Raw genomic sequence first — 26,090 nt, 5'->3', positions numbered from 1 at the left:
CGCTCACTCGAGGACGGGGACGTCGTCCGACTTCAGCCACGTCGTGCGCAGCTCGGCGAGCGTGCCGTCCTCCTCGAGCGCGTCGACCGCCTGCGACACGCAGTCGGTGAGCGGGGAGCCGACGTCGAGCACGAGGCCGTACTGCTCGACGACGCCCTCGTCCGGGAGCGTGCCGATGACCACGGAGTCGGGGAAGTACTCGGTGGACGCGGCCATGCCCTGGTCGACGTCCATGACCATCGCGTCGATCGTCCCGGACTGCAGCGCCTGCATGCCGTCCCCCGCGGCGCTGTACGGCGAGATGTCCGCGTCCTCGCCGAACGCGGCCTCGGACAGCGTGAGGCTGGTCTGCGCTGCCGTCACCCCGATGCGCGCGCCATCGAGGTCGGCGAGGCTCGTCGCGTCCGCGTACGGGCCGTCCTCCATGACGATGACGCCCTGCCGGGTCGTGAGGTACGGGCTCGAGAAGTCGACGGCCTGCCGGCGCTCGTCGGTGATCGACGTCTGGTACGCGGCGACGTCGAACGGCTTCACGGCCGGGCTGACGATCTGCTCGAACGTCACGGTCTCCCACTGCACGTCCTCGGCGGCGTAGCCGAGACGGTCCGCGACCGCGTAGATCAGCGCGGACTCGAACCCCTCGCCCGACTCGGGCTCTCCCACGTACCAGGGCAGGTAGGGCTCGCCCGCCCCGACGGTCAGGACGCCGTCCGTGAGCGTCGGCAGCGCGCCGGCCTCGCAGGCGGCGTCGCCCGACGGCGCGGCGCCATCGGTCGTCGCGGCGTCGCCTCCGTCCGTGCCGCCGGACGAACAGGCCGCGAGGGTCAGCGCGGCGACCGCGACCGTGACAGCGGTGAGGGCGGCGGGACGGGTACGGGGACGCAGACGGCGCATGGTGACCTTCCGGATGTCGGGCGCCGCGGGAGTCGTGGGCGCCGGCCACTGACGATAACGCCGGCCACCACGCCGTGGCTTCCCGTCCTGCCCACCGGCGCTGTGTGGCTCGTCACCGGGAGCACCCTGGGACCGTCGCGGTGCACCGCTCGACCTCACGGTGACCTGTTCCGATCCGCCCGTCAGGCCTCTCCGCCCCGAGCATGGCAGAAGGCCCGGACCCACTGAGTGGGTCCGGGCCTTCTCGATGTCCTGCGACATCCTGTGTAGCGGGGGCAGGATTTGAACCTGCGACCTCTGGGTTATGAGCCCAGCGAGCTACCGAGCTGCTCCACCCCGCGTCGGTGATCACTACTCTACGCACACACCGCCGGACGGGCCAAATCGGGTCGGCGAGACCTGCGTCACGCCGGGTCGCCGACCTGCTGCCCGAGCAGCTCGACCCCGGCCTCGAACCGGCGCGTCTCGCCCGGGGCGAGGCGCACGTCCGGCTCGCAGTCGGCACGGTTGAACGCGTTCGTCAGCGTGCTCACGGGTTCGACCGCGAGCGCCGCGCGCCCGCGGCGGGCGAGCCCGTCGCCCGTGTACACGTGGACCAGCCCGCCGCGCTGCCACAGAGCGAGGCCCCGTCCCGTCCTGGGGTCGCGCACGACGGTACGCGCCCGCCCGTCGACGTCCGGGCGCAGCCCGGCGAAGGCGTGGTCCAGCCTCGCGCCCGCGAGCACCAGGGGCCCGACGCCGTCGATCTCCGCGAAGGCCGCGGCACCGGGCAGCGGGACGAGCCCCGGGTCCGTGACGACCGCGCGCGCGGCCGGGACGCTGAGCTCGAGGGAGTCGATGCGCGCATGACCGGGGACTCGGAGGTACGGGTGCCAGCCGAGGGCCACCGGGGCGTCCTGCTGACCGGTGTTCGTGGCGCGGAGCTCGACGCGCAGGCCCGCCGGGCCGATGCCGTACTCGACCTCGAAGGCGACGGCGAAGGGGTAGCCGGCGACGTCCTCGGTCCCCACGCGGGTGCCGAGCACGACGACCGACTCGTCCTCGGCACGCGCGGCCTCGGTCCGCGAGACGACGACCCAGTCGAGCGCCCGGACGAAACCGTGCATGGGCACCGGCTCTCCCGCGACGACCGGCGCCATCGCGTGGGCGACCCCGTCGAAGACGTACGCGCCCCCTGCCAGACGGTTGACGAAGGGTGCCATGAGTGCGGACCGGGACGCGTCGTACGTCGCGAGCTCGTGGGCGTCGGCGAAGCCGTCGACGAGGTCCTCGACGCCGATGGTGCCGTCCGGCCGACGCCAGGGCGCCCGCCACCGGAGGACAGCGCCTCCGTGCGACGCGACGACGAGCTCGGCGCCCGACGGGTGCGTGAGCCGCTCCACCTCGGCGAGGCCCGCGAGCGGGTGCGCGACGGGACTCTGCGGGTCGCCCGTGGTGGCACCGTTGAAATCGTTGCTGCAAGCCGTTGCAGAGAGGGTCACGAGCAGCGATCCTCGCGCCCCGGGGCCCAAAAGACAAACGGGCGGGACCACCGTGGTGGTCCCGCCCGTCCGGCTCGTGCCGGGGTCAGCCGCCCGACGGCGCCGCGTCGAGCTCCTGCTCCGCCGCGAGGGCCGACTCCAGCGCCTGCTGCAGCCGCTCCTGCGCCTCGCCATAGCCTGCGAAGTCGCCCTCGGCGAGCGCCGTCTGGCCGTCCTCGATGGCCTGCTGGGCAGCGGCCAGGGCCTGGTCGAGCTGGGCCCGCGCCTCGCCGTTGACCTCACCACCGGACGGCGGGGCCGGCGTCTCGGCCGGATCCTCCGCGTCCGGCTCCTCCGTGCCCGGGTCGGGCGCACCGGGATCCGCCGTCTCGCCGTCGGCCGGCTGGTCGGGGACCTCGGTCTCGACGCCGCCTTCCGCGTCGCCCGCGTTCGCGCCCGAGTCGCCGCCGAACACCTGGTCCAGCGCCTCGTCGAGCGTGTCGGCGAACCCGACCTCGTCACCGAAGGACACGAGCACCTTGCGCAGCAGAGGGAACTGCGTGCCCTGCGTGGACTGCACGTAGACCGGCTGGACGTAGAGCAGACCGCCACCCACGGGGAGCGTGAGCAGGTTCCCGTTGATCACGCTCGAGTCGCCCTGACGCAGCAGGTTGAGCTCCTGCGACACCGTCGGGTTCGAGTCGAAGTTGTTCTGCACCTGGCCAGGGCCGGGGACCGTCGCGTTGCGCGGCAGCTCGAGGAGGCGCAGCGTGCCGAAGTCCTCCGCCCGTTCGCCGTCGACGTTCCCTGGTTCGGCGTCCACGGCGAGGAACCCCGTCAGGATGTTCCGGTCGCTGTCACCGCCCGGGATGAACGTGGACATGAGTGAGAAGGTCGGTGCCTCCTGGCTCGGCATCTGCAGCGTGAGGTAGTACGGCGGCTGCAGGGGCGCGACGTTCCCGCTCGCCGTCGGGTCGGGCGGGCTCTGCCAGAAGTCCTGCCCGGAGAAGAACTGTCGTGCGTCGTCCACGTGGTAGCTCGCGAGCAGCGTGCGCTGCACCTTGAAGAGGTCCTCGGGGTAGCGCAGGTGGCTCATGAGCTCGCCGGAGATCTCGGAGATCGGCTTGACGGTCGACGGGAAGACGTTCGTCCACGCCTGGAGGACGGGGTCCTCGGCGTCCCACGCGTAGAGGTCGACCGACCCGTCGTACGCGTCGACCGTCGCCTTGACCGAGTTGCGGATGTAGTTCACCTGCTGCGGTGCCAGCGCCTCGACGGAGTTCGCGGCGACGAGCGAGTCCGCCGTCGACTCCTCGAGGGACTCCGAGGTCGAGTACGGGTAGCCGTTCGAGGTCGTGTAGCCGTCGACGATCCACTTGACCCGTCCGTCGACCACCGCCGGGTACACGCGGCCGTCGAGCGTGAGGTACGGCGCGACCTTCGCGACGCGGTCGCGCGGGCTGCGGTCATAGAGGATCTGCGAGTCCTCGGTCACGCGGTCGGAGAACAGGATCTGCTCGGAACCGAACTTCAGCGCGTAGAGCACCTTGTTCAGGAACGTGCCCACCTCGGGACCGCCGGCGAGGTCCTGCGTCGGGAACGTGTTGTTCACCTGGCCGGTGTCGTCGTCGACCGGGTAGTCCAGCTCCCACGGCTCCGTGCCCTCGGGCGCCCCGACGATCGAGTACTGGGGCGCCTCGGGCGAGAAGTAGATGCGCGGCTCGTAGCCGCCCGCGTCCGTGAAGGCGCCCGTCGACGGGATGGACCCCTCGTAGAACGCAGGCCGCCCGTCGGGCGAGATCTGGTTCCCGTACGCCGCGACGACACCGAACCCGTGGGTGTAGACGGTGTGGTCGTTGACCCAGTTGCGCTGGTCCGCGCCGAGCCCGTCCTGGTTCAGCTCGCGCACGGCGATGACGGTGTCACGGCTCTCGTCCTCGATCGTGTAGCGGTCGACCGACAGCGAGCGGGAGAACTGGTAGTACTGCTTGTTCTGCTGCAGCTGGCTGAACGACGGGCTGACGATCTCCGGGTCGAGCAGGCGGATGGACGCCGTGGTGTCGGCGTCCTCGCGCAGGGCGCCGGCCTCCGCCTCCGTCTTGGCGTTGTACGCCTCCGTCTGCACGTCGTCGATGCCGTAGGCGGCCTGGGTCGAGTCGATGTTGCGCTGGATGTACTCCTCCTCGAACTCCGCCGCGTTCGGGGTGACCTGGAAGCGCTGGACGACCGAGGGGTAGATGCCGCCGATCGCGATCGCCGAGACCACCATGAGCCCGACGCCGATGGCCGGCAGACGCCAGTTCCCCCGCACCGCGGTGACCACGAAGAGCGCCGCGACGAAGAGTGCGACCACGGTGAGGATCGCCTTCGACGGGATGACGGCGTGCACGTCGGCGTAGGAGGCACCGTCGAACTTCGCGCCGCCCGACGTGAGGATCGAGTACCGGTCGAGCCAGTAGTTGGCGCCGATGAGCACCATGAGGATCGCCGCGGTGACGGAGAGCTGGACGCGCGCGGCCGTCGTCGTGCGGGGGCCGGAGTCGGCGCCGCCCCCGACGCGCAGGCCTCCGTAGAGGTAGTGCGTCGCGAGCGCGGCGATCCCCGAGATGATCACGACCGCCATGAGGAAGCTCACGACGAAGCGGACCGCCGGCAGCGTGAAGAGGTAGAACGCGAGGTCGATGCCCCACTGCGGGTCGGTCTCACCGAACGGCACGGAGTTGAGCGCGAGCAGCACCGTCTGCCACTGCGACGCCGCCGCGGCGCCCGCGAAGAACCCGACGAGCGCCGGCGCGACGATCATCACGACCTTGCGCAGCGGCTCCACCGCCTCGCGGTACTGGTCGAGGGTCGCCTGCTCCGGCGTGGAGGGCGCGTAGATCGGCCGGTTCCGGTACGCGAGCGAGAAGGACAGGAAGACGAGGCCTCCCATCACGAGGAAGCCCCCGACGAACAGCGCGATGCGCGTTCCCCACTGGGTCCACAGCACGCGCTCGTAGTCGAGCTGGGTGAACCACAGGACCTCGGTCCAGAACTGGGCGAGCAGGAGCAGCAGGACGACGAGCACGCCGACGACGGCGATCGCTATCCCGATCGGGCTCCGGCGCCGGGCGGGCCGCGCCCCGGAGGACGGCCGGCGGGGCGCTGCGGCGAAAGACACGGTGGGTATACCTCTTTGCGTCGTGACTCGGACGTGCGGCGGGCGGTCGGCAGGACGCGCCCACCGGGGTCAACGCCCGCACCTCCCCCAAGGTTCCCACGACCGGCAGCCACGTCGCTCTGCGACGATGGGGACATGCCCAGCGCCGACGACAGCATCCCCGCCAGCCCCGGTCTCCCGGCCCCCCAGCGCTCCCTGGCGCTCGCCGTGCACGAGGTCGAGACCCACGCCGCCGACGCCGGGTGGGACGGCCCACCACGTCTGTTCGCCCTGGTCAGCACCGCGCGCGCCCTGGCCGAGGACCCGTCGCTGGCGCAGCGGCTCCCCGCCGACGTCGTCGAGGCGGCGACGACGGACCCGCACCACCTGCTCTCGGTCGAGCAGGAGGGCTTCGCCGTGGACGGAGACCTGGAGGAGGCGCTGGGGCGCGTCGCGTGGCCGTCGTCGGTGGACGGCACGGCGCTCGTGGTCGAACGGGTGGTCCTCCCGCCGTCTGCGGAGGAGGGCGTCCCGGACGACCCGGACGCCGCCCTCGACTACCTGGCGAGCCACCCGGACCGCCAGGACGTCCGCCTCGCCGTCGGCGTGCTCCGCGACGGCCCGGCCTGGTGCGCGGTGCGGTCCCGCGCGCACGACGCCGCGGCGGACGTCGCGTCCGGACCGGACCTCGTGCCCGGGCTCGTCACCGCGCTGTACGCGACGCTCGAGTGACGGCAGGCGCCCGGACGCCCGGGGAGGGACGCAGGGCGACCGCGGTCAGCCGCGCGCCTCGCACGTCGGGAGCGAGTCGCCCTCCCCCGCGCCGATCGCCGTCATCGCCTCGCGCGCGTCGGCGAGCGTCGAGACGGCCGCGACGCGCAGGCCCTCCGGGACGTTCCCCACGACCTCGGGGCAGTTCGCCTGCGGTGCGAGGAACCACGTCGAGCCGTCGCGCAGCGCGCCGTAGAGCTTCTGCTGGATGCCGCCGATGGGACCCACGTCGCCCTCGACGCTCATGGTCCCGGTCCCGGCGATCGACACGCCGTTCGCCTCGTCCTCCGGGGTGAGCTGGTCGACGATCCCGAGCGCGAACATCGTCCCGGCGCTCGGCCCGCCGATGTCGTCGATCTGGATGGTCACGTCGACCGGGAAGTCGAACGCCGGGTCGATGAACACGCCGAGCAGCGCCGTGTCGCCGCCGTCGCTCGTCGTCACCGTGAGGTCGGTATCCTCTCCGTCGCGCACGACGCCGAGGGTCACGTCGTCGCCGGGCGTGACGGCCGCGAGCCCGTCGATGAGGTCCTGGTACGTCGGGACCGGGTCGCCGTCCAGCGAGACGATCACGTCGCCGGGCTCCACGACGCCCTCGGCGCCCGTCCCGGGGCTCGCGCCCTGCACCGTCAGGGTGGCGGGCACGTCGTAGCCGAGCTCCGTGAGCGCGGCGACGGTCGCGTTCTCCTGCGAGGAGATCATCTCGGCCTGCCCCTGCTCCTCCGTCTCCTCCTTCGTGCGGTCGGGCGGGAAGACCTCCTCGACCGGCCGGACCGAGCGCGACCCGTCGAACCAGCCCTGCACGACCTGGGCGAGGTTCACCGGGTAGCCGGGCCCGCCCGCGACGGAGACCGTCGTCAGCCGCAGCTCGCCCGTCGAGTCGAACGTCTCCGCGCCCGTGATGGAGATGAGCGGGTTCCCGCCCTGCTCGCCGAGGGTGTCCTCCGTCGGCCCGGGCGAGCGCACCGCGTACGGCGCCGGCAGCACGGCGAGGCCCGCGACGAGGAGCGTCGTGGCGAGCAGGGAGATGCCGAACGTCAGGGACCGGCGGGTCACGGGGGGCGGGGCGTCGTCCTCGGTGAGGAGGTCGTCGAAGGAGGGCGTGTCGCTCACCGGGACATCATCCCCGAGGATCCTGGGATTTCCCCGCCGGTCAGGTCCGACGCCACCGACGCGCCTCCCGAGGCGGCCCGTCCCCGAGCGCACACGGTCAGCGCCGGGCACGCGCCTGTCGCCACACCGCCGCGGTCCCCAGGACGGCGACCGCGGCCCCCGCCGCGCCGAGCGCCGCGGCGTCGCGCCCGCCGAACCGGCGCCCGCCCACGCCGAGACGGCCCCGCACCTGGTCGAGGAGCACCTCGAGCGCCGCCGCGCTCGACCACGCGGGCGACCACCCGGCGTCGTGCAGGCGCGCCGCGGACACCGTCCACGGGTACACGACGAACGCGAGGTCGCTCGCCGGCGAGGGCAGCACACCGACGCGGTGCAGCCGCTCCGCGGCACCGAAGGCCGTCACCGCGGGGAGCTGGACGGTCCGCATCCCGGCGACCGTCGCGACCGTCTCCGCGTCGAGCTCGTCCGGACGACCGTCGCGCAGGGCACCGGCGGTGAGCCCGCCCACGAGCCCGGCGTCCAGGACGACGCGCACCGCGCTCACGAGGTCCTCGACGTGCAGGAGCTGCCAGGTGCGGTCTCCCCCGCGCACCGTGAGCAGGCGAGGCGCCTCGAAGTGCCGCGTGAGGATCGTGTCGATCCCCGGGCCGACCACGAGGGCGGGCCGGACGACGGCCAGCGGGACGGGACCGAGCGCCTCGCGCAGGGCGTCCTCGGCGGCGACGAGGTCGCCCGCGACGCCCGCAGCCCCCGGGTCCGGCGGCTCGTCGTCGTCGACGACCGCACGCCCAGGAGCCGCGCCGTGGACGGCCGCCGACGTCACCGCGACGACGTGCTCGATCCCGTGGGCGCGCGCGGACTCCCCGACCCACCGCGCCTCGGCGACGAGGCGGTCGCGGGCGCACAGGCCGGGCTCCCCGCGCGGACGGGCGGGTCCGAACTCGCCCGCGGGCAGCACGAGCACGACGCGACGCACCTGGTCGGCCCACGGTCGCTGCGGACCGTCGGTGGCCGGCGTCCCCGGCTCGGCTCCCAGCCCTTCCCGGACGGCCCGCGCGACCTGCCCCTCCCCGATGACGGCGACGTCACGCGCCCCCGACGGGACCGCCGCCGTGTCCTTCGCGGACGCCGGGTCGCTGCGCCGTGAGCGAACCCCGCCCTCGGACATGGGCCTGCCCCCGTTCTCGGCGCTCGATCGTGGTTACGGTGATTCCCGACGCTACCCCGAGGAGTCCTCATGAGCAGCCTGCCCCCCGACCGCACGCCCGGGCCCGACGACCAGGACGGGCCGGACAGCGGCTTCGAGGAGCTGCTCCGCTCGATGCTCGGCCCGGGCGCCGACGAGGCGCTGCGCGAGCTGCGCGCCCGCGGCTTCGACCCCGCGGCGCTCTCCGCGGGCGGCGGCGCCGCGGCGGACCCCCAGCTCTTCCAGCACGTCCTCGCGCAGGTCCAGCGCCTGCTCTCGACGCCGACGGACGGGCCGGTGAACACGGACGTCTCGCACGACGTCGCGCGGCAGGTCGCGGTCGCCGAGGGCGACCCGTCGGTCACGGGCGCGCAGGAGCGCGAGGTGACGCAGGCGCTCTCGGTCGCCGAGCTGTGGCTCGACGCCGTGACGGACCTCCCCCCGGCCGGCGGCCGCAGCCACGCGTGGAGCCGTTCCGAGTGGGTCGAGCAGACCCTGCCCGCGTGGAACGAGCTCGTCGCACCCGTCGCGTCCTCGGTCGCCGACGCGCTCTCGACCGTCCTGCGCGACCAGCTCGGCGACCAGCTCGGGATCCAGGACGACGCACCCCCCGCGATCGGGTTCCAGCTGCCGGGCATGCCCGCGGGCGGGATCGGCAGCGACCCCGCCGCCCTCATGCAGCGGCTCGGCTCCGCGGTCTTCGGGATGCAGGTCGGGCAGGCCGCGGGCACGCTCTCGCGCGAGGTCTTCGGCGCGACGGACGTCGGCCTGCCGCTGCTCGACCGGCCCGCCACGGTGCTGCTGCCCACCAACGTCACGGCGTTCTCCGAGGGTCTGGACGCGCCGGCCGAGGAGGTGCGCCTCTTCCTCGCGCTCCGCGAGGCGGCGCACGCACGGCTCTTCACGCACGTGTCCTGGCTGCGGGGGCACCTGCGCGGTCTCGTCGACGCCTACGCGCGCGGCATCACGATCGACCTCGAGGCGCTCGAGTCCCAGCTCGCCGACGTCGACCTCACCGACACCGGCGCGCTCCAGCGCGCGCTGTCCGGCGGCGTGTTCGGGCTCCAGAACACCCCGGAGCAGCAGGCGACGCTCCTGCGGCTCGAGACGACGCTCGCGCTCGTCGAGGGCTGGGTCGACGAGGTCACCGCGACCGCCGCCCTGCCGCACCTCCCGCACGCCGTACCGCTGCGCGAGATGCTGCGCCGACGCCGTGCCGCGGGCGGACCGGCGGAGCACACCTTCTCGACGCTCGTCGGGCTCGAGCTGCGCCCGCGTCGGTCGCGCGACGCGGCCGCGCTCTGGGCGCTCATCGCCACGCAGTCGGGAGCCGCCGCGCGCGACGGCGTGTGGGACCACCCGGACCTGCTGCCCGACGCGACGGACCTCGACGACCCGGCCGGGTACGCCGGCCGTCGGGACGCGGCACGCGCCGAGGAGGCGGACGTCGACAAGGCACTCGAGGAGATCTTCCGCACGGCCGGCGAGAACCCGACCGGTGACGACGGGCGGGGTGACGGGACGCGCGAGGACGACGGGCGGACGGACGACGCGCCGGGCACGCCGGGGCCCGGCGGCCCGGCCTAGCTGTGATGTCCAGGGAGGTTGGTCAGCCGGCTGACCGGTGGCTGGTTGCCGATCGCGCTGTGGAGCCTGTGGTGATTGTAGAAGTGGAGCCATCCGGGTAGCGCGGCGCGGCGTTCGGTCTCTGAGGCGTAGAAGCGGGCGTAGGCCCACCCGTCGGCGAGCGTGCGGTGGAAGCGTTCGATCTTGCCGTTGGTCTGCGGGCGGTAGGGCCGGGTTCGCTTGTGCTTGATCCCCAGCCTTGTGCAGGCGTCGCGCCAGGCGTGGGAGCGGTAGGCCGACCCGTTGTCGGACAGCACCTGCTCGACGTGCACCCCGCGTGCGGCGAACCAGGTCACGGCGCGTTCGAGCACGTCGACCGCGGTTGCGCCCTTCTCGTCGGACCGGATCTCGGCGTAGGCGAGTCGGGAGTGGTCGTCGATCACGGTGTGCAGGTAGGCGGTGCCGATGCTCGGGTTGCCCTTGGCCGTGCGGCCTGTGCGTAGAGCGGTTGCTGCTTGGTTCCGGTAGCCCTGTTGCCGCCCGACGTAGCGCCACCCGCCCCCGTCGGGGATATTGCCGAACTTGGTGACGTCGACATGGATCAGTGAGCCGGGATGGTCATGCTCGTAGCGGCGCAATGGTTCGCCGGTGACCCGATCGATCCGGGTGAGCCGGTTGATCCGGCACCGCACCAGCACCGCATGGACCGTGGAGGCGGGCATGTGCAGGCGCCCGGCTATCTGGACCGGTCCCAACCGGTGTCGCCACCGCAGCCGCACGACCTGCTTGACCAGATGTTGCGGGGTGCGGGTCGGGCTGTGGTGCGGGCGCGAACTGCGATCGGCCATCCCGGCCACGCCCTCGGTGCGATATCGCTCGGCCCACTTCCTCGCGGTGCGGGCCGAGACCATGAACATCTTCGCCGCGGCCGTGTAGGTCCAGCCGGACTCGACGACCAGCCGCGCCAGCCGCAGTCGTGTTCTCGGGGTGAGCAGGGCGTTAGCGTGTGACACGAAGGCCTCCGGCGGGTGGAAGTGGTTCCTCGACAGCTCCACTTCACAACCGGAGGCCTTCGTCATCCGGTAACCCGCCCCCGTGTCGTCATCACGGGATCCGGACAACCTCCCTGGACATCACACCTAGCCGACGGGACCGCGGGGGGCGCGGTCGACGGCGAGCTCGTCCGGTCCGTCGTCGACCGCTCCGGGATCCGTGGCGTCACGGGCGAAGGAGACCCCCTCGAGGAACCCGCGCGCCCTCTCGGTCCGCGGGTAGCTCTCGAGGAGCTTCCAGAAGCCGGGCCCGTGCCCGGCGTGCAGCAGGTGCGCGAGCTCGTGCAGGAGCACGTAGTCGAGGACCCATCCGGGCATGCCCCGCACGCGCGTGGAGATGCGGATCGACCCGTCGATGAGGGTGCACGACCCCCAGCGTCGGTCCTGGTTCCCGGCCCACCGCACGCTCGCGGGCCTCGCACGGCCCTCGAGGTACTTCGCCGAGAGCTCGGCCGCGCGGCGTTCGAGCTCGTCGTCCGACGGGCGGCGTCGGCGTTCGGAGTCGGCGAGGCGGTCGAGCATGCGCTGCACCCACTCGCGCTCCTGCTCGCGCGTGAACCGGGCGGGGATCGCGACGATCGTCCGCTCGCCGTCGCGGTACGCGCTCACGGTGCTCTTGCGCCGGCGGCTGCGCCGGACCTCCACGACCGAATCTCGGACCACGCCAAGACCGTAGTGGTTCTCGCCATGAAAGGGCAGGGCCCACGCCGAGACGCTCGCGTGCTGGCGGGCGGCAGCACGGCAAGGCGTCGTGCTTCGACCGGGCCGCGGTCAAGGGTTCACCAGCCGATCGACAGGGTTCGGGCGTCACCGTCGGGGGCGCCGCCCGTGCTGTTCCGCCGGGTCGACCTGTGGACAACCGGGGCGGGCGCGTCCACCCGTGCGACGCTGCTGGTCGTCCGGCCCCGTCCGGGCCGGCCCCGACGACCCAGGAGGACCCGTGCCGTCACGTCAGAGGCTGCGCCCGGCCACGCACGTGCTCCGGCGCGCGCCGGGCGAGCTGCAGTTCGGGACCGACCCGCGCTGGGCGGTCCGGTTCGTCGGCCTCGACGCGGCGGAGGAGACGTGGATGCACGCCATGACCGGCACCAGGCCGGCACGCACCGACGCGTCGGGACTGTCGGCCGCGCGGCGCACGACGCTCCTGCGCCTGCTGAGGGACGCCCGTCTCCTCGTGCCGCCGCCGTCGTCGACGGCGGTGTCCCCGGCCCCTGGCGGCGGTGAGGCGGAGGCGGGGGTGCTCGGTGCGCTGCTCCCGGACGGGGACGCCCACCGCGTGCTCGCGGGGCGCGCGCGGGCGACGGTCGCAGTCGTCGGGCTCGGCCGGGTCGGCGCGACGCTCGCGACGACGCTCACGACGGCCGGGGTGGGGACCGTGACCCTGCACGACACGTCGCCCGTGCTGGTGACGGACGTCGGCCTCGGCGGGTACCGGATGCGCGACGTCGGGGCGCGGCGCGACGTCGCGCTGACCCGTCTGCTCGGCGAGATCTCGCCGGACGTCCGCACCCGGTGCGCACCGTCGTCGGGCGCAGCGGGGGGCTCCGGGCCGCCGGACCTCGTCGTCGTGATCGAGCACCGCGCGGCCGATCCCGGGCGTGTCCGGGAGCTCGTGGGTGACGGGGTCGCACACCTGTCGGTGGTCGTGCGGGAGGCCGACGTCCTCGTGGGCCCCTTCGTGCGGCCGGGCCTGGACCCCTGCCTGCGGTGCGTCGACCTGCACCGGGCGGAGATCGATCCGTGCTGGCCGCAGGTCGCTCAGCAGCTGCGCGACGTCAGCGCGCCGGAGCACGAGGAGTCGGTCGTCGCGGCGGTCGCCGCCTCCGTCGCCGCGGGCCAGGTCCTGGCCTTCGTCGACGGGTCGGTGCCCCGCACCGCCGCGGCATGCCTCGAGATCCCGGCTCCCGATGCGATGCCGCGGCTGCGCGAGACGTCTCGCCACCCGCTGTGCGGCTGCGGCGAGCTGACGAGCGCGCCCCCGGACGGGGCGCCGCTCGCCCGGTCGGCCCGCACGTCAGGCCGCGGCCGAGGCTGACGCCTCGGCCTCGAGGCGGGCAGCCTCCTCGGCCTGACGTGCGAGGACCTCGGCCTTGCTGGGACGGCCGCGGCCGCGCTTGCGCGCGACGACGACGCCGTCCACGAAGACCTCGCCACCCCAGACGCCCCAGGGCTCCCGACGCTCGACGGCGCCGGCGAGGCAGCCCTCGACGAGGGGGCACGTGCGGCACAGGGCCTTGGCCTCCTCGACCTCGGTGGCGCGCTCGGCGAACCAGAGCTCCGGGTCGTTGGTCCGGCAGGGCAGGAGTCCGGCCAGGAGGCGGTCGAACTCGGCCGCGTCCTTCTCGCCCAGCGGTGTGGCGAGCGGTTGGTGGGGTGCCCAGGGGCCGGATCCGCCCTGGGCAGTGATGTTGTCGAGCAGCGCGGTGAGCCGCACGATGTCCTCCAGTGATGTCCTGTCGTGGTGTGAACGTCGTCGTCACAGGACCCGAGGGACAGCGGTCCCCGTCAGTAGTGACGGGAGAGGCCGGTGATCCTCATCGGCAGTCGCGCTCTGGAGAACACGAAGGCCGCGGGTCCTAGATGGACTCCGCGGCCTGGAAGGTGCCGGTCGGTCAGACCGGACGTGTCCTGGGAGCGGAGTCGGGAGCGGGGCGGTTGACGAAGGTGCCGCCGTGCGTGCGCGCACGCGGACGGAGTCCTCCCGGCGCAGCCGTGTAACCGGCCACGGAATCCAGCAGGATCGTCATTGCGATCAGGTTCTTCATCTCAGCTCCCACCACCTTTCTCCACTCGGGGATGCGCCTCTCGGCACAGCCCGCTCCATCAGGACTCGACGAGCGTATGCCGCTCGACGAAGGAGACACAACTTATTTCCGAGATTTCTTCGGGCGAGTTCTTCGACGCCCGCCGAGCGCCCTCGTCCGGACGCGCGCGGAGCGCCTCCTGAGGGCCGCTTCAGGCCTTGGCGCGAGCGACGATCTCGAGCAGCGTGGCTCCGTAGCGCTCGATCTTCGCGGGGCCGAGACCGTTGATGCGCGCGAGCTCCGGCACCGTGCTCGGTCGCGTCTCCGCGATCGCGGCCAGGGTGGTGTCGACGAGCACGGTGAACGCGGGCTTGTCCGTCTCCTGCGCGACCTGCAGACGCCACTCGCGCAACCGGTCGAACAGCTCGCGGTCGTACTCGCCGGTGAGCTGGACGCGCGGCTGGCCGGACCGCGACCGGCGTCCGCGCGGCGCGGCGGGATCGTCGGGCCACAGCCCGTCGAGGAACCGCGTTCGGCGACGCGTGGCGCGCCCGCCGGGGTTGCGCGAGCGGGCGAAGGACACCTCGAGGTGCTCGCGCGCACGGGTGATGCCGACGTACAGGAGACGCCGTTCCTCGGCGACCGCCTCGTCGGTCTCCGCGAGCGAGATGGGCATCAGCCCCTCGCTCATCCCCGCGAGGAAGACGGCGTCCCACTCGAGCCCCTTGGCGGCGTGCAGGGACGCGAGCGTCACGCCCTCGACCGTGGGGGCGTGCTGCGCGGAGGCCCGCTCGTCGAGCTCGGCGACGAAGGTCGCGACGGTCGGCGCCGGGGCGTCCGACCCCACGGCGAGCCCGGCGACGTCGTCGGCGAGCGCGACGATGGCCTGCATCGACTCCCACCGTTCCCGTGCCGCGCCCCGCGCGGCCGGGGGCTGGGTCGCCCATCCCGCAGAGCCGAGGACGTCGCGGACGGCCTCGGGCATCGCGACGTCGGGGTCGGCGGAACGCGCTGCCCCGCGCAGCAGCACGATGGCGTCCCGGACCTCCTTGCGCTGGAAGAACCGCTCGCCGCCACGCACCAGGTAGCCGATGCCCGCGTCCGCGAGCGCGGCCTCGAACGCCTCCGACTGGGCGTTGGTCCGGTACAGGACGGCGACCTCGCTCGCCCGGGTGCCCGCGGCGAGCAGCCGACCGACGCGCTCGGCGACGCCCTTCGCCTCGCTCTCGTCGTCGTCGTACGCGGTGTACGACACCGGGGGGCCCGCCGGGCGCTGGGCGACGAGCTCGAGCGCCTGGTGGGCGCCGCCCGCGCGGCCGGCGCGAGCGAGGAGCTGGTTGGCGAGGTGCACGACCTGCGGCGTCGAGCGGTAGTCGCGCACGAGCCGGATGACCTGCGCGCCCGGGTGCGTGCGCGAGAACGTGAGCAGGTGGTGCGGCGTCGCGCCGGTGAACGAGTAGATCGTCTGCGACGGGTCGCCGACGACGCACAGCTCGTTGCGCCCGCCGAGCCACTGGTCGAGCACGAACTGCTGCAGCGGCGAGACGTCCTGGTACTCGTCGACGACGAAGTGCCGGTACTGACGCCGCACCTCGTCGGCGACGCGCCCCTGCGTGGCGAGCATGTCGCCGAGCATGAGCAGCACGTCCTCGAAGTCGATGACGGAGCGCTCCGTCTTGACGTCCTCGTACGCGGTGATGAGACGGGCCACCGTCTGGTGGTCGTAGCCGGAGGGCGGGTCGCGGTCGATCGCCTCGGTCGCCCGCACGTAGTCGTCGGCCGTCACGAGCGACACCTTGGCCCACTCGACCTCCGACGACAGGTCGCGCACCGCGACGCGGTCCACGCCGACGCCGAGCCGACGCGCGGCCTCGGCGATCACCGGCGCCTTGTGCTCGAGGATGCGCGGCGGCGCGCCGCCGACCACCTTGGGCCAGAAGTAGCCGAGCTGGCGCAGCGCGGCGGCGTGGAACGTGCGCGCCTGGACGCCCGTGGCGCCGAGCTCGCGCAGGCGCGTGCGCATCTCCCCCGCGGCGCGCGCCGTGAACGTCACGGCGAGGACCGACGTCGGCGTGTACGCCCCCGTGCGCACGCCGTACGCGATGCGGTGCGTGATCGCGCGCGTCTTGCCCGTGCCCGCGCCTGCCAGCACGCACACCGGCCCGCTCAGCGCGAGGGCGACGTCCCGCTGGTCCGGGTCGAGCGCCTCGAGGATCGCGTCGGCGGAGCCCAGCACGGGACGGGAGGAGACGGCGGCGGAGGGGAACGGTGGCGTGGACATCACGGCGATTCTCGCAGCCCGCGCCCACACGGGACACCCGTCGCGACCCGGCTGTGGACCGCGCGGACCCCGCACCGTGACGACATCGGTGCTCGCCGGGAACAACGGCACCTCGGCCGGACGTTCACCCCGAGGTGCCCGGGCCGCGACCGCTGCCGGGGCGCCGTCCCGCACGTCGACCCGAGGAGATCCTGCGATGCCCACCGCCCCGACCACGCCCGACGCCGGCTCGATCGTCATGTACTCGACGAGCTGGTGCGGCTACTGCCGCCGGCTCAAGACGCAGCTCGAGTCCGAGGGCATCGGGTACACCGAGGTGAACATCGAGGAGCACCCCGAGACCGCCGCGTACGTCGAGCAGGTCAACGACGGCAACCGCACGGTCCCCACCGTCGTCTTCCCCGACGGCACGGCTGCCACGAACCCGTCGCTGGCCGAGGTCAAGCAGCGCCTCGCCGCCTGACGCGTCCCGCCGGCCCACCCGCGAACCGGCCTCGAACCGGAGCTCCCGACCGCGCCACCACGGGCCTCCGTGGCCGGACCGGGGTACTACCTGGCAGGACCGGGTACTACCTCACGCAACCGGGTGCTACCTCGTGCAGACGGTGAGCCGACGGGCCGGGGTCGTGGGTCGTGGACGGGTCGGCCGGGGACGGGTCGACGGAGGCGCCGGGAGTCGGCGCTCGTCGAACGGCGGGGCGGTAGGCCCCCGTCCCCGCCCGCGATCTCAGGCGCCAGGCAGCTCGGACCCGAACCAGTCCTCGATGAGAGCCCGCGCGATCGACGCGCGCCCGGGCAGGAGCACCTCTCCGGAGCGCACGTCGCGCTCGAGCTCGGCCCGCGTGAACCACCGGGCGTCGGTCAGCTCGACGCCGTCGACGTGCAGGGCGGCCGTGGTCGCCCGCGCGAAGAACCCGAGCATGAGCGACGCCGGGTACGGCCACGGCTGGCTCCCGCGATAGGTCACCTCGCCGACCTCGACGCCGGCCTCCTCGCGGACCTCGCGACGGACCGCGTTCTCGAGCGACTCGCCGGGCTCGACATAGCCCGCGAGCGTGGAGAACCTTCGCTCCGGCCAGTGCGCCGCGTGACCGAGGAGCAGCCGCTCGTCACCGTCGACCCCGTCACCGGTGCCGTCCTTCCGGTCGGCGCCGTCGCCCCGGTGGACCACCGCCATGATCACGGCCGGGTCCGTGCGCGGGTAGAGCTCGGTGCCCTGCGCGACGCAGCGACGGGTCCAACCGGCGTTCTCGAGCGTCGTCGGCTCGCCGCAGCGGGGGCACCGCTCGTGCGCGGCGTGCCAGGCGGCGAGCGCGACGGCCTCCGTCGCGAGCGCGGCCTGCGTCGCGTCGAGCCGGGTCGACAGCTCGCGCAACCCGGACCAGGTGTGCGTGCGGGCCAGCACCGCGAGGGCCTCGGCGGGGTCGACCCCCTCGATGTCGACCTCCTCGGCGTCGGCGTCGTCGGGCAGGACGAGAGCGAGGTACGACGTCGGCGCGTCCGCCCCCGGCTCTGCCCTCCCCGCTGCGTCGCCCGCCGGTTCGCCCTCGCCGAGGAAGAGCCAGCGGGGACGCTCGCCGCCGTGGGTCGCGGGGACACCGACGACCGCGCCGCCCGGGAGCAGCGCGAGGGCGCCGTCGACCCCGGTGGCGAGCCGTCCGCGGTGGACGAGGAGGACGCGCGTGGCGGGCTCGTTCACGAGCCGTTCGACGAGGCCGGCCTCGGTGCGCCGGTGGGCCGCGCGGTCGACGGGTGCCGCGTCGAGCGGCTGGGGCAGAGGGCGGTACGGCGGGTGCTCGGTGCTCACTCCCCGACCGTAGGCCACCGCCGCGGTCGCCCGTGCCCGCTGTCGTCGGTACGGGCGCCGGTCGGCGTGGGTCGAGGTCCGCGCGGGCGACGAGCGACTACCGTGGGCGGGTGCCTCGTTCACCGCTGACCCTCGCCGCCCTCGCGACGGCGGCCGTCCCGGGCCTGGACGCGCGGTCCGCCCGGGCCGTCGCCGACCCGGGCGACTACGACACGGCGGTGGTCACCGACGCGGACGGCGCCCGGTGGACCGTGCGTGCGCCGCGCAGCCTCCAGGCGGGGGCCGCGCTCGAGGCCGAGTCCGAGCTCCTCGCGTCGCTCCGTCACTACGTCACGTCGGGGGTGCTGTCGTTCACGGTGCCGCACATCAGCGGGACCGCCGTCCTGCCGGAGGGCGGGCGCGCCGTCGTCCACCCCGCGGTGGAGGGCGCTCCTCTCGACGTCGAGTCGCTGCGGCCCGGACCGGGCCTCGCGGCCGATCTCGGTCGGGTCGTCGCGTCCGTCCACGAGCTGCCGCGCGCGATCGTCGACGACGCCGGGCTGCCGGGGTACGACGCCGAGGAGTACCGGCAGCGCCGGATGTCCGAGCTCGACGAGGCCGCCGCGACGGGTCAGGTACCGCCGGCGCTCCTGCGGCGGTGGGAGTCCGCTCTCGAGGACGTGTCGCTGTGGCGCTTCCAGCCCGTCGTCGTGCACGGAGACCTCGGGCCGGACCAGGTGCTCGTCGCGCGCGGCCGGGTGGCCGCGGTGACGGGGTGGTCGGACGCGCGCGTCGCCGACCCCGCGGACGACCTGGCCTGGCTGCTCGTCTCGGCCCCACCGGAGGCGATCGACTCGATCATGGAGGCGTACCAGCTGCGGCGCACGGAGCTGACGGACAAGCACCTCGCGGACCGCGCGCTGCTCGTGGGAGAGCTCGCGCTCGCCCGCTGGCTCCTGCACGGGGTGCGGCACGGGCTGGACGACGTCGTCGCGGACGCGCTCGACATGCTGGCCGACCTCGAGGACGCGACACGCGAGGGCTCCTCGGACTGAGTCGGCCGGTCGCAGGACGGCCGCGCAGGAAGGCTCAGGCCGTCTCACCCCCGCAGGAGCGCCTCGATCTGCGCCTCGTCGAGGAGCCGCTCGGGCCGCACCGTCTCGTCGGACCCGACGTGGTAGAACGCCGCGTTCACCTTCTCGAGCGGGAGACCGGCCCAGCGCGACCACGCGAGCCGGTACACCGCGAGCTGGACCTCGCGGTTCCGGCGCGCCTGCGGGTCCGACGGCGCCCGTCCGGTCTTCCAGTCGACGACCACGACGGCGTCCGTCGCTCCCCCGGCGAGCTCGGGCAGCTCGGGGAAGACCGCGTCGATGCGCGAGCGCAGGACCGTCGCACCCACCGGCGTCTCGACGTCGACCTCGACGGCGATCGGCGTGCGCGCAGCCCACGACGACGCGAGGAACGTGCGCTGGAGCGACTCGAGGTCCTGGTCCGGGTCGAGGTCCGTGTCGTCCGCGCCGGGGAGGTCCTCGACGTCGAGCAGCGACGCGCTCGTGAAGTACCGCTCGGCCCAGAGGTGGAACTGCGTGCCCCGCCGCGCGTGCACGGTCGGTTCGCTCGGCACGGGTCGGCGCAGGTGCAGGGCGAACTCGTCGCGGTCGCTCGCGAGCCGCACGAGGGCCGACGCCGAGACGTGCGCGGGCAGCGCGACGTCCCGCCCGGCGCGGTCCTCCCGCTCGGCGAGCAGGACGCGCGCGAGACCGACGAGGTCTCGACCGTCCTCGTCGACGAGCACGCCCTCCGCGGCGGTCAGCGCGTCGGCCGGCGAGATCCGGTCGGCGTCGGCCCCGGATGCTCCGGCCGGTGAGACGCCGCCGCTCGCCGTGCCGCCTGCCGCCGGGTCGCCGGCCGCTGCGCGGGCGCGGCGTCGCGACGCCTCCTCGACCCTCTCGGCGGTCGCCCGCAGGACGGCGCGGGCCGAGCCCGGCGCGGCGTCGTCGGACGCCGGCCAGGTCGCGGTGACCTCGACGCCCTCGAGCGGGTTCGTCGCTCCCGGCTCGGGCGCGACCGCCCACCCGTCCGCCCCGACGGCACCCGCCTCGGCGAGCTCCAGGAGGAACGGGGACAGCGCTCGGGGCGTCGATCCCGTCTGCCACCAGGACGCCGAGAGGAAGAGCTCCCGCCGCGCGCGCGTGAGCGCGACGTAGGCGAGGCGGCGCTCCTCGGCGAGCTGGTGCTCGCCGGACGCCGCGCGGAACTCGTCACGCCGGACGACGAGGTTCTTGGTGTCCGTCGCGAGGTCGTACCGGAACTGCGGGAGGTCGGCCGCGTCACCGCGCAGGGGGTACGGGAGCTGCGACACGTCCGTGAGCCAGCCGCTGTCGGCGCGCGTGCCCGACGCCGACTGCGCGACCGTCGGGAACACCCCGTCGACGAGCCCCGGCACCGCGACGACGTCCCACTCCAGCCCCTTCGCGGCGTGCGCGGTGATGACCTGCACGGCGTCGGGGTCCGGCTCGCGCACGGGCAGGTCCAGTCCGTTCTCGCGCGACGCCGCGACGCCGAGCCAGGCGAGGAATGCGCCGAGCGTCGCGACGTCGGCCGTCTGCGCGAAGGTCGCCGCGACGTCGCGGAACGCGTCGAGGTGCTCGCGGGCGCGGTCGCTCACCGCGTCGGGGTCGGTCAGCCGCCGGGTGGCGTGGAGCGCCGCCGTCGTCGAGGCCTCGACGTCGAGACCCAGCGCGCGCTCCGCCTCGACGACGAGCTCCGGCAGCGAGAGGTAGGTCAGGGAGCGCAGGGAGCGCAGCGTCGCGGCGAGCGCGCCGAGCCGGGCGTGGGCGGCGTCACCGAGCACGCGGCCGTCACCCGCCGCGCGCCCGGGCGCGGGAAGGTCGTCGAGCGCGTCGACGATCGAGCGGTGGTCGACCACGTCGCCCTCGACCACGGCCGGTGCGGTCCCGCCGTCCGCCCCCTCGATCCCCTCGGTCCCCGCCTGCCCGTCCGCGACGTGCGCGGGACCTGCGCCGGCGCGCGGTCGGCGCCCGGGACCGCCGTCCTGCCGGGCGAGGTCGGCGGCGCGCGAGCCGAGCGCGTGCAGGTCGGCGGCGCCCAGGTTGACCCGCGGGCCGGTGAGGAGACGGACGAGCGCGTCGCCGCGCGAGGGGTCGTGGACAGCCTCGAGGAGCGTCACGACGTCGACGACCTCCGGCGTCGTCAGGAGGCCGCCGAGGCCGACGACCTCGACGGGCAGACCTCGACGACGCAGCGCGACCTCGACGGTCGCGAACTGGCTGCGCTTGCGGCACAGCACGGCCGCCGTCACCCGGCCGCCCGGCGCGCTCGCCGGACGCCACCGCGCCGCGACGAGGTCGGCGACGGCGGCCGCCTCCTCCTCCGCCGTCGCGGCGACGTGCGCGGTCACCGACCCGCCGCCGGCACCGGGCCGCAGGGACAGCGGCGGGACCGTCACCGCGGAGCCCGACCCGGCTGCGCCTGCGCCGCGCAGCGGCGCCGAGACGACGTTCGCCGCGTCGAGCACCGCGGCGTCGTTGCGCCACGACGTCGAGAGGAAGCGCACGGCCGCGCGACCGCCGTCGGCGTGGCGGAACCTCTCCGGGAAGCGCGCGAGCCCACCCGCGCTCGCACCCCGCCAGCCGTAGATGGACTGGTGCGGGTCACCGACCGCCGTCACCGCGTGGCCGCCGCCGAACAGCCCCGCGAGCAGCTCCACCTGGGCGTGCGACGTGTCCTGGTACTCGTCCAGCAGGACCACGCGGTACCGCGCGCGCTCCGTCGTGCCGACGACCGGCACCTCGCGCGCGAGCCGTGCCGCGAGCGCCACCTGGTCACCGAAGTCGAGCGAGTCGGTGGCCCGCTTGCGGCGCCGGTACTCGGCGACGACGTCGAGGAGCCGGACGCGCTCGGCGACGTCCCCGACGAGCTTGACGACCTCCTTGGTCCGCGCCTTCTGCCGCGGGCCGAGCGGCAGCCCGTCGAGCGTCTCGACGATCTCCGCGAGGCGGTCGCGCGCGTCGTGCGGCTCGAGCAGGTGCTCGCCGAGCGCGCCGGAGAGCCCGAGCACGGCGGCGACGACGGTGCTCACGGCGCGGTCGGTACCGAGGTCGTCGTCCCAGCTCTCGACGACCTCGGACGCGAGCTGCCACTGCTGCGCCTCGCCGAGGAGGCGCGCACCGGGCTCGACGCCCACGCGCAGCCCGTGGTCGGCGACGAGCGACGCCGCGTAGGCGTTGTACGTCGCGACGGTCGGTCGGTCGAGGAGTGTGAGCGCCGACGTCGTGCCGCCGCGTGCCCGCGCGAGCTGGGCGAGGCGCGTCTGGACGCGCTCGGCGAGCTCGCCCGCGGCCTTGCGCGTGAAGGTGAGGCCGAGGACCGCGTCGGGCGCCACGAGGTCGTTGGCGATGAGCCACACGACGCGGGCCGCCATGGTCTCGGTCTTCCCGGACCCGGCGCCCGCGACCACCAGCGCCGGCTCGAGCGGTGCCTCGATGACCTCGACCTGCTCGGGCGTCGGCCGCGGTCGTCCGAGCAGGTCCGCGATCTCGGTCGCGGAGATCGCCTGCACGGCCGTCCTCGACGCGACGCTCCCGTCCTGCGCGTCGCCGGTGGGCGCCCCGCCGACGAGCCTGACGCGGGGGCGCGACTCCTCCGGGAGCTCGAAGAGCTCGCTGCTCATGCCACCACCTTCCTGCCCTCGGGCTGCACCGGGCACGACCGGCGGACCGGGCACATCTCGCACAGCCCGTTCTGCCGTGCCGTGAACGTCGCGGACGCCATCGCGTCGGCCGCGCCCTCGACCACGTCGCGCGCCCAGCTCGAGCCGTCGGGCTCCGGGTCGAGCGCCGGCTGCGCGACGACCGCCGGGCCGACGTGCGTGCTGCCGACGTAGACGAGCTGCGCCCCCGCGCTGCGCGTGCCGTCCGGGAGGTCGAGCGCCCCCGCCTCGACGGCCAGCTGGTACGCACCCAGCTGGGGGTGCTCCGCGCCCTCGGCCTTCGTCGCGGTGCGGCGCCCCGTCTTGAGGTCGACGACGCGCACCTTCCCCTCCCCGGCGTCCTCGACCCGGTCGATCGTGCCGCGCAGGTGCGCCCTGCCGACCGTCACGTCGAACGTCGGCTCGACGAGGAGCGGCTCGCCCGCCTCCGCGAGATAGGCGGCGAGCTTGACGACCATGCGGTCGGCGCGCCGCCGCAGCTGCCGCGACGGCCAGCCGTCGGGGAGCGCGAGCTCGGGCCAGCGGCGGTCGAGCTCGGCCCGCAGGTCGGCGAGGGATCCCGAGGGCGACGTCTCGGCGATCGAGTGGACGAGCGTGCCGAGGTTCTGGTGCGCGGCGTCCGGTGCCGTGCCACCGGCTGCCTCGAGCGACCAGCGCAGTGCGCACGTCGTGACGGTCTCGACCTTCGACGGCGACACGGTGACCGTCTCGTCGTCGGCCCGCAGCGGGGCGGTGCTCGACACGCCCGCCACGCCGTACCAGCTCTCGGGCCGCGCCTCCGGCACGCCGACCGCGACGAGGTCGGCGAGCAGCGTCGCGGCGGCCTCCGCCTCGGGCCGCGCGTCGGAGGTGCGCCCGGAGAGGAGGCCGGGGCCGGGCTCCGCGGGACCGGACGCCGCCTCGTCCGCGACGAGCACCGCCCGGGCGGCCGCGACGACGCCCCGCAGGTCGAGCGGCGCACCCACCTGCACGCGGCGGCGCGCGCCGTCGACGGCGGCGCGGCCACCGGGCGTGCGAGGGTGCGACCCACCGCCCGCACCGCTGCCGTCCGGGTCGTCGTCGGGTCCGTCGCCGGGATCGTCGCCGGGCTCGGACGGCGGGACGACGAGGTCGCAGAACACCGACGGCGCGTCCTCGCTGTCCTCGACCGCGGTGACGACGAGGCGCCGCGACGCGCGCGACGTCGCGACGACGAACGCCCGGAGCTCGTCGGCGAGCACCTGCGCGCGCGCCTGCGGTCCGACGCCGCGGGCGTCGTCGGACCGTCCCGCGAGGAGCTCGACCAGTGCCTGCGACCCGAGCAGCGAGTCACGCAGCCGCAGGTCGGGCCACACGCCGTCCTGCACGCCGGCGACCACGACGACGTCCCACTCCCCGCCCGCCGCGCCCGCCGGGGTCAGCGCCGCGACGGAGTCCGTCCCGCTCGCCCGCGCGGCGAGGGAGTCGGCGGGGAGGTCCTGGGACGCCAGGTACTCGACGAACGCGGCGACGGGAGCGCCCGGCATGCGGTCGACGAACGTCTCCGCCGCACGGAAGAGCGCGAGCACGGCGTCGAGGTCCCGGTCCGCGCGCGCACCGGCCGGACCACCGTCGAGGGCCGCGGAGCGCCAGCGCTCCGCGAGCCCCGTCGCCGCCCACACGGACCACAGCACGGTCTGCGCGCTCGCCCCGGGCTCTCCCGCGGCGGCACGCCCCGCGGCGAGGGCCCGCGCCACCGCGACCGGACCGCGGCGGACGGTCGGGGGGAGGGTCGCGGCGCGGGCCGGGTCCTCGAGGACCTCCACGAGCAGGGCGTCGGACGTCCGCCCCCCTCCCCCGGCGAGCTCCTCGGCGCGCAGGGCACGGCGCAGACGGCGCAACGAGACGACGTCCAGGCTGCCGAGCGGCGAGGTGAGCAGGAGCGACGCGGTCGCCGGGTCGAGCTCCGGCACGGCGTCGTCCGCCGGGGCGACGCACGCGCGCACCGCGGCGAGCAGCGGGGCGACCGCCGGCTCGTCGCGCAGCGGCACGTCCGAGCCGAGCAGCGTGACCGGGACCGAGGCGGCGACGAGCTCTCGGCGCAGCGCCGCGAGCCGACCACCGGTCCGCGCCACGACCGCCATGCGGCCCCACGGTGTCCCGTGGAGCAGGTGCTCGGCGCGCAGCTCGCGCGCGACGTACGCCGCCTCCTGCGCGGCACCGGAGAGCACGGCGACCTCGACGGCAGGCCGGCCGGCCGGCGCACCCGGGGCTGGGGCCGGGCCTGCGTCGGCCCCGGGCCGCGGCGCCGCACCGCGGTGCACCGCCCCGGAGAGGGTCCCGACCTGGGCCGCGACCCGGCGCGTCACCGCGCGCAGCGCGTCCGGCTGCCGCCAGGCCGTCCCGAGGACGGCGACGCGCGCCCCGAGCTCGCCCCGCGTCCCCGCTCCACCACGCAGCGGGGCGGACGCGCGCCCGACGAGGCCGGGGCTCGCACCGCGGAAGCCCTGCACCGCGGAGTCGGGGTCGGCGAGCAGGACGAGGCGCGCGCCGTCCTCGTGCAGCACGTGCAGGAGTCGGGCGGTCGCGACCGTGGCCTCCTGGTAGTCGTCGACGACGACGAGGTCCCACCCCGGTCGCGGTGCGTCCGGCACCTCGTCGTCCCACGCGCGCAGGGCCTCGGCCGCCTCGTCGACGACGACGGCCGGGTCGAGCCGAGCGCCGACGTCCGGCGTCCCCCCACGCAGCGCCGTGACGTCGAGGTACTCGGCGTAGAGCTGCGCCCCGAGCACCCACTCGGGACGCTCGTGCCGGCGCCCGAGCTCGCCCAGGTCCGCCGGCGTGAGGCCGCGCTCCGCCGCGCGCATGAGCAGGTCGCGCAGCTCCTGGCGCAGGCCACGCAGACCGAGCACCTCCTCGGGCAGGCCGTCCGGCAGCTCGAGCGGAGCGCCCTCGCCCGCGACGTGACCGTCGAGGAGCTCGGCCAGAACGAGGTCCTGCTCCGGTCCCGAGACCAGCGTGGGCGTCGGCTCGCCGAGCGCGGCCGCGCGCTCCCGAAGGACCGCGAACGCGGTTGACGCCGCCGTACGGACCATCGGTGCTCCCACGGTGCGCCGTGCCCGCTCGGACAGCCGGTCCCGCACGGACGCCGCGGCCCTGCGGGACGCCGCGAGGAGGAGCACCCGCTCGGGCGCGACGCCCTGGTCGAGCGCGGCGAGCACGACCTCCTGCGCGACGAGCGTCTTGCCCGTCCCCGGTCCCCCGACGACCAGCGTCGCCCCGGGTCCGGACGCGGCCGCGACCGCCGCGCGCTGGGAGTCGTCGAGGACGACGGGAGCGGCGTCGAGGCCGAGGTCGGACGCGACGAGGCGGGGTCGGCGGGGCTGCGCGCTGGTCCGGAGCACG

General features: G+C 74.9%; 18 protein-coding genes and 1 tRNA gene. 5 read left to right on the top strand and 14 right to left on the bottom strand.

Annotated elements, in window-relative coordinates:
• Positions 1-3: 3 nt before the first annotated feature.
• The 4 genes from NFS20_RS17895 to NFS20_RS17880 all read right to left on the bottom strand — a co-directional run bounded on the left by NFS20_RS17895 (position 4) and on the right by NFS20_RS17880 (position 5,514).
• Positions 4-894, bottom strand: coding sequence for an ABC transporter substrate-binding protein (locus NFS20_RS17895; RefSeq protein WP_251153162.1), 891 nt, complete (start codon positions 892-894; stop codon positions 4-6).
• Between the two features lie 267 nt (positions 895-1,161).
• Positions 1,162-1,235: transfer RNA gene (locus NFS20_RS17890), tRNA-Met, on the bottom strand.
• Positions 1,236-1,298: 63 nt separating this feature from the next.
• Positions 1,299-2,375, bottom strand: a complete 1,077-nt coding sequence (locus tag NFS20_RS17885) for an aldose 1-epimerase (protein WP_251153161.1) — start codon at positions 2,373-2,375, stop codon at positions 1,299-1,301.
• 85 nt (positions 2,376-2,460) lie between these two features.
• Complete coding sequence (locus NFS20_RS17880) at positions 2,461-5,514, bottom strand: UPF0182 family membrane protein (RefSeq protein WP_251153160.1); 3,054 nt, start codon at positions 5,512-5,514, stop codon at positions 2,461-2,463.
• Between the two features lie 135 nt (positions 5,515-5,649).
• On the opposite strand from NFS20_RS17880, the gene NFS20_RS17875 reads away from it, so the two are divergent.
• Positions 5,650-6,225 carry a PPA1309 family protein gene (locus NFS20_RS17875; protein ID WP_251153159.1) on the top strand — a complete coding sequence of 192 codons (576 nt, stop codon included), beginning with the start codon at positions 5,650-5,652 and terminating at the stop codon, positions 6,223-6,225.
• Positions 6,226-6,270: 45 nt separating this feature from the next.
• On the opposite strand, the gene NFS20_RS17870 is transcribed toward NFS20_RS17875, so the two are convergent.
• Together NFS20_RS17870 and NFS20_RS17865 are read right to left on the bottom strand one after the other, a co-directional pair.
• Complete coding sequence (locus tag NFS20_RS17870) at positions 6,271-7,377, bottom strand: YlbL family protein (RefSeq protein ID WP_251153158.1); 1,107 nt, start codon at positions 7,375-7,377, stop codon at positions 6,271-6,273.
• Between the two features lie 97 nt (positions 7,378-7,474).
• Positions 7,475-8,545, bottom strand: a complete 1,071-nt coding sequence (locus NFS20_RS17865; protein WP_251153157.1) for a Rossmann-fold NAD(P)-binding domain-containing protein — start codon at positions 8,543-8,545, stop codon at positions 7,475-7,477.
• A 69-nt stretch (positions 8,546-8,614) separates the two neighbouring features.
• On the opposite strand from NFS20_RS17865, the gene NFS20_RS17860 reads away from it, so the two are divergent.
• Positions 8,615-10,150, top strand: a complete 1,536-nt coding sequence (locus NFS20_RS17860) for a zinc-dependent metalloprotease (RefSeq protein ID WP_251153156.1) — start codon at positions 8,615-8,617, stop codon at positions 10,148-10,150.
• On the opposite strand, the gene NFS20_RS17855 is transcribed toward NFS20_RS17860, so the two are convergent.
• Both NFS20_RS17855 and NFS20_RS17850 read right to left on the bottom strand, forming a co-directional pair.
• On the bottom strand, positions 10,147-11,142 hold the full coding sequence (locus tag NFS20_RS17855; RefSeq protein ID WP_251151265.1) for an IS481 family transposase: 996 nt from the start codon (positions 11,140-11,142) through the stop codon (positions 10,147-10,149). The genes NFS20_RS17860 and NFS20_RS17855 overlap by 4 nt on opposite strands.
• Positions 11,143-11,268: 126 nt before the next feature.
• On the bottom strand, positions 11,269-11,844 hold the full coding sequence (locus NFS20_RS17850; RefSeq protein WP_251153155.1) for a YgjP-like metallopeptidase domain-containing protein: 576 nt from the start codon (positions 11,842-11,844) through the stop codon (positions 11,269-11,271).
• Between the two features lie 277 nt (positions 11,845-12,121).
• Here NFS20_RS17850 and NFS20_RS17845 point away from each other — a divergent pair, with 277 nt between their 5' ends.
• Positions 12,122-13,216: a ThiF family adenylyltransferase gene (locus NFS20_RS17845; RefSeq protein ID WP_251153154.1), complete on the top strand. Its 1,095-nt coding sequence runs from the start codon at positions 12,122-12,124 to the stop codon at positions 13,214-13,216.
• On the opposite strand, the gene NFS20_RS17840 is transcribed toward NFS20_RS17845, so the two are convergent.
• The 3 genes from NFS20_RS17840 to NFS20_RS17830 form a co-directional block, all read right to left on the bottom strand.
• Complete coding sequence (locus NFS20_RS17840; RefSeq protein WP_285821151.1) at positions 13,196-13,615, bottom strand: WhiB family transcriptional regulator; 420 nt, start codon at positions 13,613-13,615, stop codon at positions 13,196-13,198. The genes NFS20_RS17845 and NFS20_RS17840 overlap by 21 nt on opposite strands.
• 178 nt (positions 13,616-13,793) lie before the next feature.
• Positions 13,794-13,946, bottom strand: a complete 153-nt coding sequence (locus NFS20_RS17835) for a hypothetical protein (protein ID WP_251153153.1) — start codon at positions 13,944-13,946, stop codon at positions 13,794-13,796.
• A gap of 190 nt (positions 13,947-14,136) precedes the next feature.
• Positions 14,137-16,206 (bottom strand): ATP-dependent helicase, encoded by a 2,070-nt coding sequence (locus NFS20_RS17830; RefSeq protein ID WP_285821150.1) that lies wholly within the window; start codon positions 16,204-16,206, stop codon positions 14,137-14,139.
• Positions 16,207-16,402: 196 nt separating this feature from the next.
• On the opposite strand from NFS20_RS17830, the gene NFS20_RS17825 reads away from it, so the two are divergent.
• Entirely contained in the window at positions 16,403-16,669 is a 267-nt protein-coding gene (locus NFS20_RS17825; protein WP_251153152.1) for a mycoredoxin, read from the top strand.
• A 264-nt stretch (positions 16,670-16,933) separates the two neighbouring features.
• Here the strand turns inward: NFS20_RS17825 and NFS20_RS17820 are convergent, their stop codons facing one another.
• Positions 16,934-18,013: an NAD(+) diphosphatase gene (locus NFS20_RS17820; protein ID WP_251153151.1), complete on the bottom strand. Its 1,080-nt coding sequence runs from the start codon at positions 18,011-18,013 to the stop codon at positions 16,934-16,936.
• A gap of 110 nt (positions 18,014-18,123) precedes the next feature.
• Here NFS20_RS17820 and NFS20_RS17815 point away from each other — a divergent pair, with 110 nt between their 5' ends.
• The gene (locus NFS20_RS17815; RefSeq protein WP_251153150.1) at positions 18,124-19,047 is read left to right on the top strand and encodes a phosphotransferase; all 924 of its coding nucleotides are present in this window, start codon (positions 18,124-18,126) and stop codon (positions 19,045-19,047) included.
• A 44-nt stretch (positions 19,048-19,091) separates the two neighbouring features.
• Here NFS20_RS17815 and NFS20_RS17810 read toward each other — a convergent pair whose 3' ends face one another.
• Positions 19,092-22,688 (bottom strand): ATP-dependent helicase, encoded by a 3,597-nt coding sequence (locus NFS20_RS17810; RefSeq protein ID WP_251153149.1) that lies wholly within the window; start codon positions 22,686-22,688, stop codon positions 19,092-19,094.
• Positions 22,685-26,089 (bottom strand): ATP-dependent helicase, encoded by a 3,405-nt coding sequence (locus tag NFS20_RS17805; protein ID WP_251153148.1) that lies wholly within the window; start codon positions 26,087-26,089, stop codon positions 22,685-22,687. The genes NFS20_RS17810 and NFS20_RS17805 overlap by 4 nt, the downstream gene beginning before the upstream one ends.
• Position 26,090: the final 1 nt, after the last annotated feature.

This window comes from Cellulosimicrobium sp. Marseille-Q4280 (assembly GCF_943181405.1).
In the GTDB taxonomy this organism is placed as follows: domain Bacteria; phylum Actinomycetota; class Actinomycetes; order Actinomycetales; family Cellulomonadaceae; genus Cellulosimicrobium.
Note: the sequence above shows the minus strand (reverse complement) of the source record. Positions and strands in the feature narration are given on the sequence as shown.

Coding starts and splice junctions, on each gene's coding strand:
- NFS20_RS17895 (WP_251153162.1), bottom strand. CDS start 894: ATGCGCCGTCTGCGTCCCCGTACCCGTCCCGCCGCCCTCACCGCTGTC.
- NFS20_RS17875 (WP_251153159.1), top strand. CDS start 5,650: ATGCCCAGCGCCGACGACAGCATCCCCGCCAGCCCCGGTCTCCCGGCC.
- NFS20_RS17865 (WP_251153157.1), bottom strand. CDS start 8,545: ATGTCCGAGGGCGGGGTTCGCTCACGGCGCAGCGACCCGGCGTCCGCG.
- NFS20_RS17860 (WP_251153156.1), top strand. CDS start 8,615: ATGAGCAGCCTGCCCCCCGACCGCACGCCCGGGCCCGACGACCAGGAC.
- NFS20_RS17835 (WP_251153153.1), bottom strand. CDS start 13,946: ATGAAGAACCTGATCGCAATGACGATCCTGCTGGATTCCGTGGCCGGT.
- NFS20_RS17830 (WP_285821150.1), bottom strand. CDS start 16,206: ATGTCCACGCCACCGTTCCCCTCCGCCGCCGTCTCCTCCCGTCCCGTG.
- NFS20_RS17825 (WP_251153152.1), top strand. CDS start 16,403: ATGCCCACCGCCCCGACCACGCCCGACGCCGGCTCGATCGTCATGTAC.
- NFS20_RS17810 (WP_251153149.1), bottom strand. CDS start 22,688: ATGAGCAGCGAGCTCTTCGAGCTCCCGGAGGAGTCGCGCCCCCGCGTC.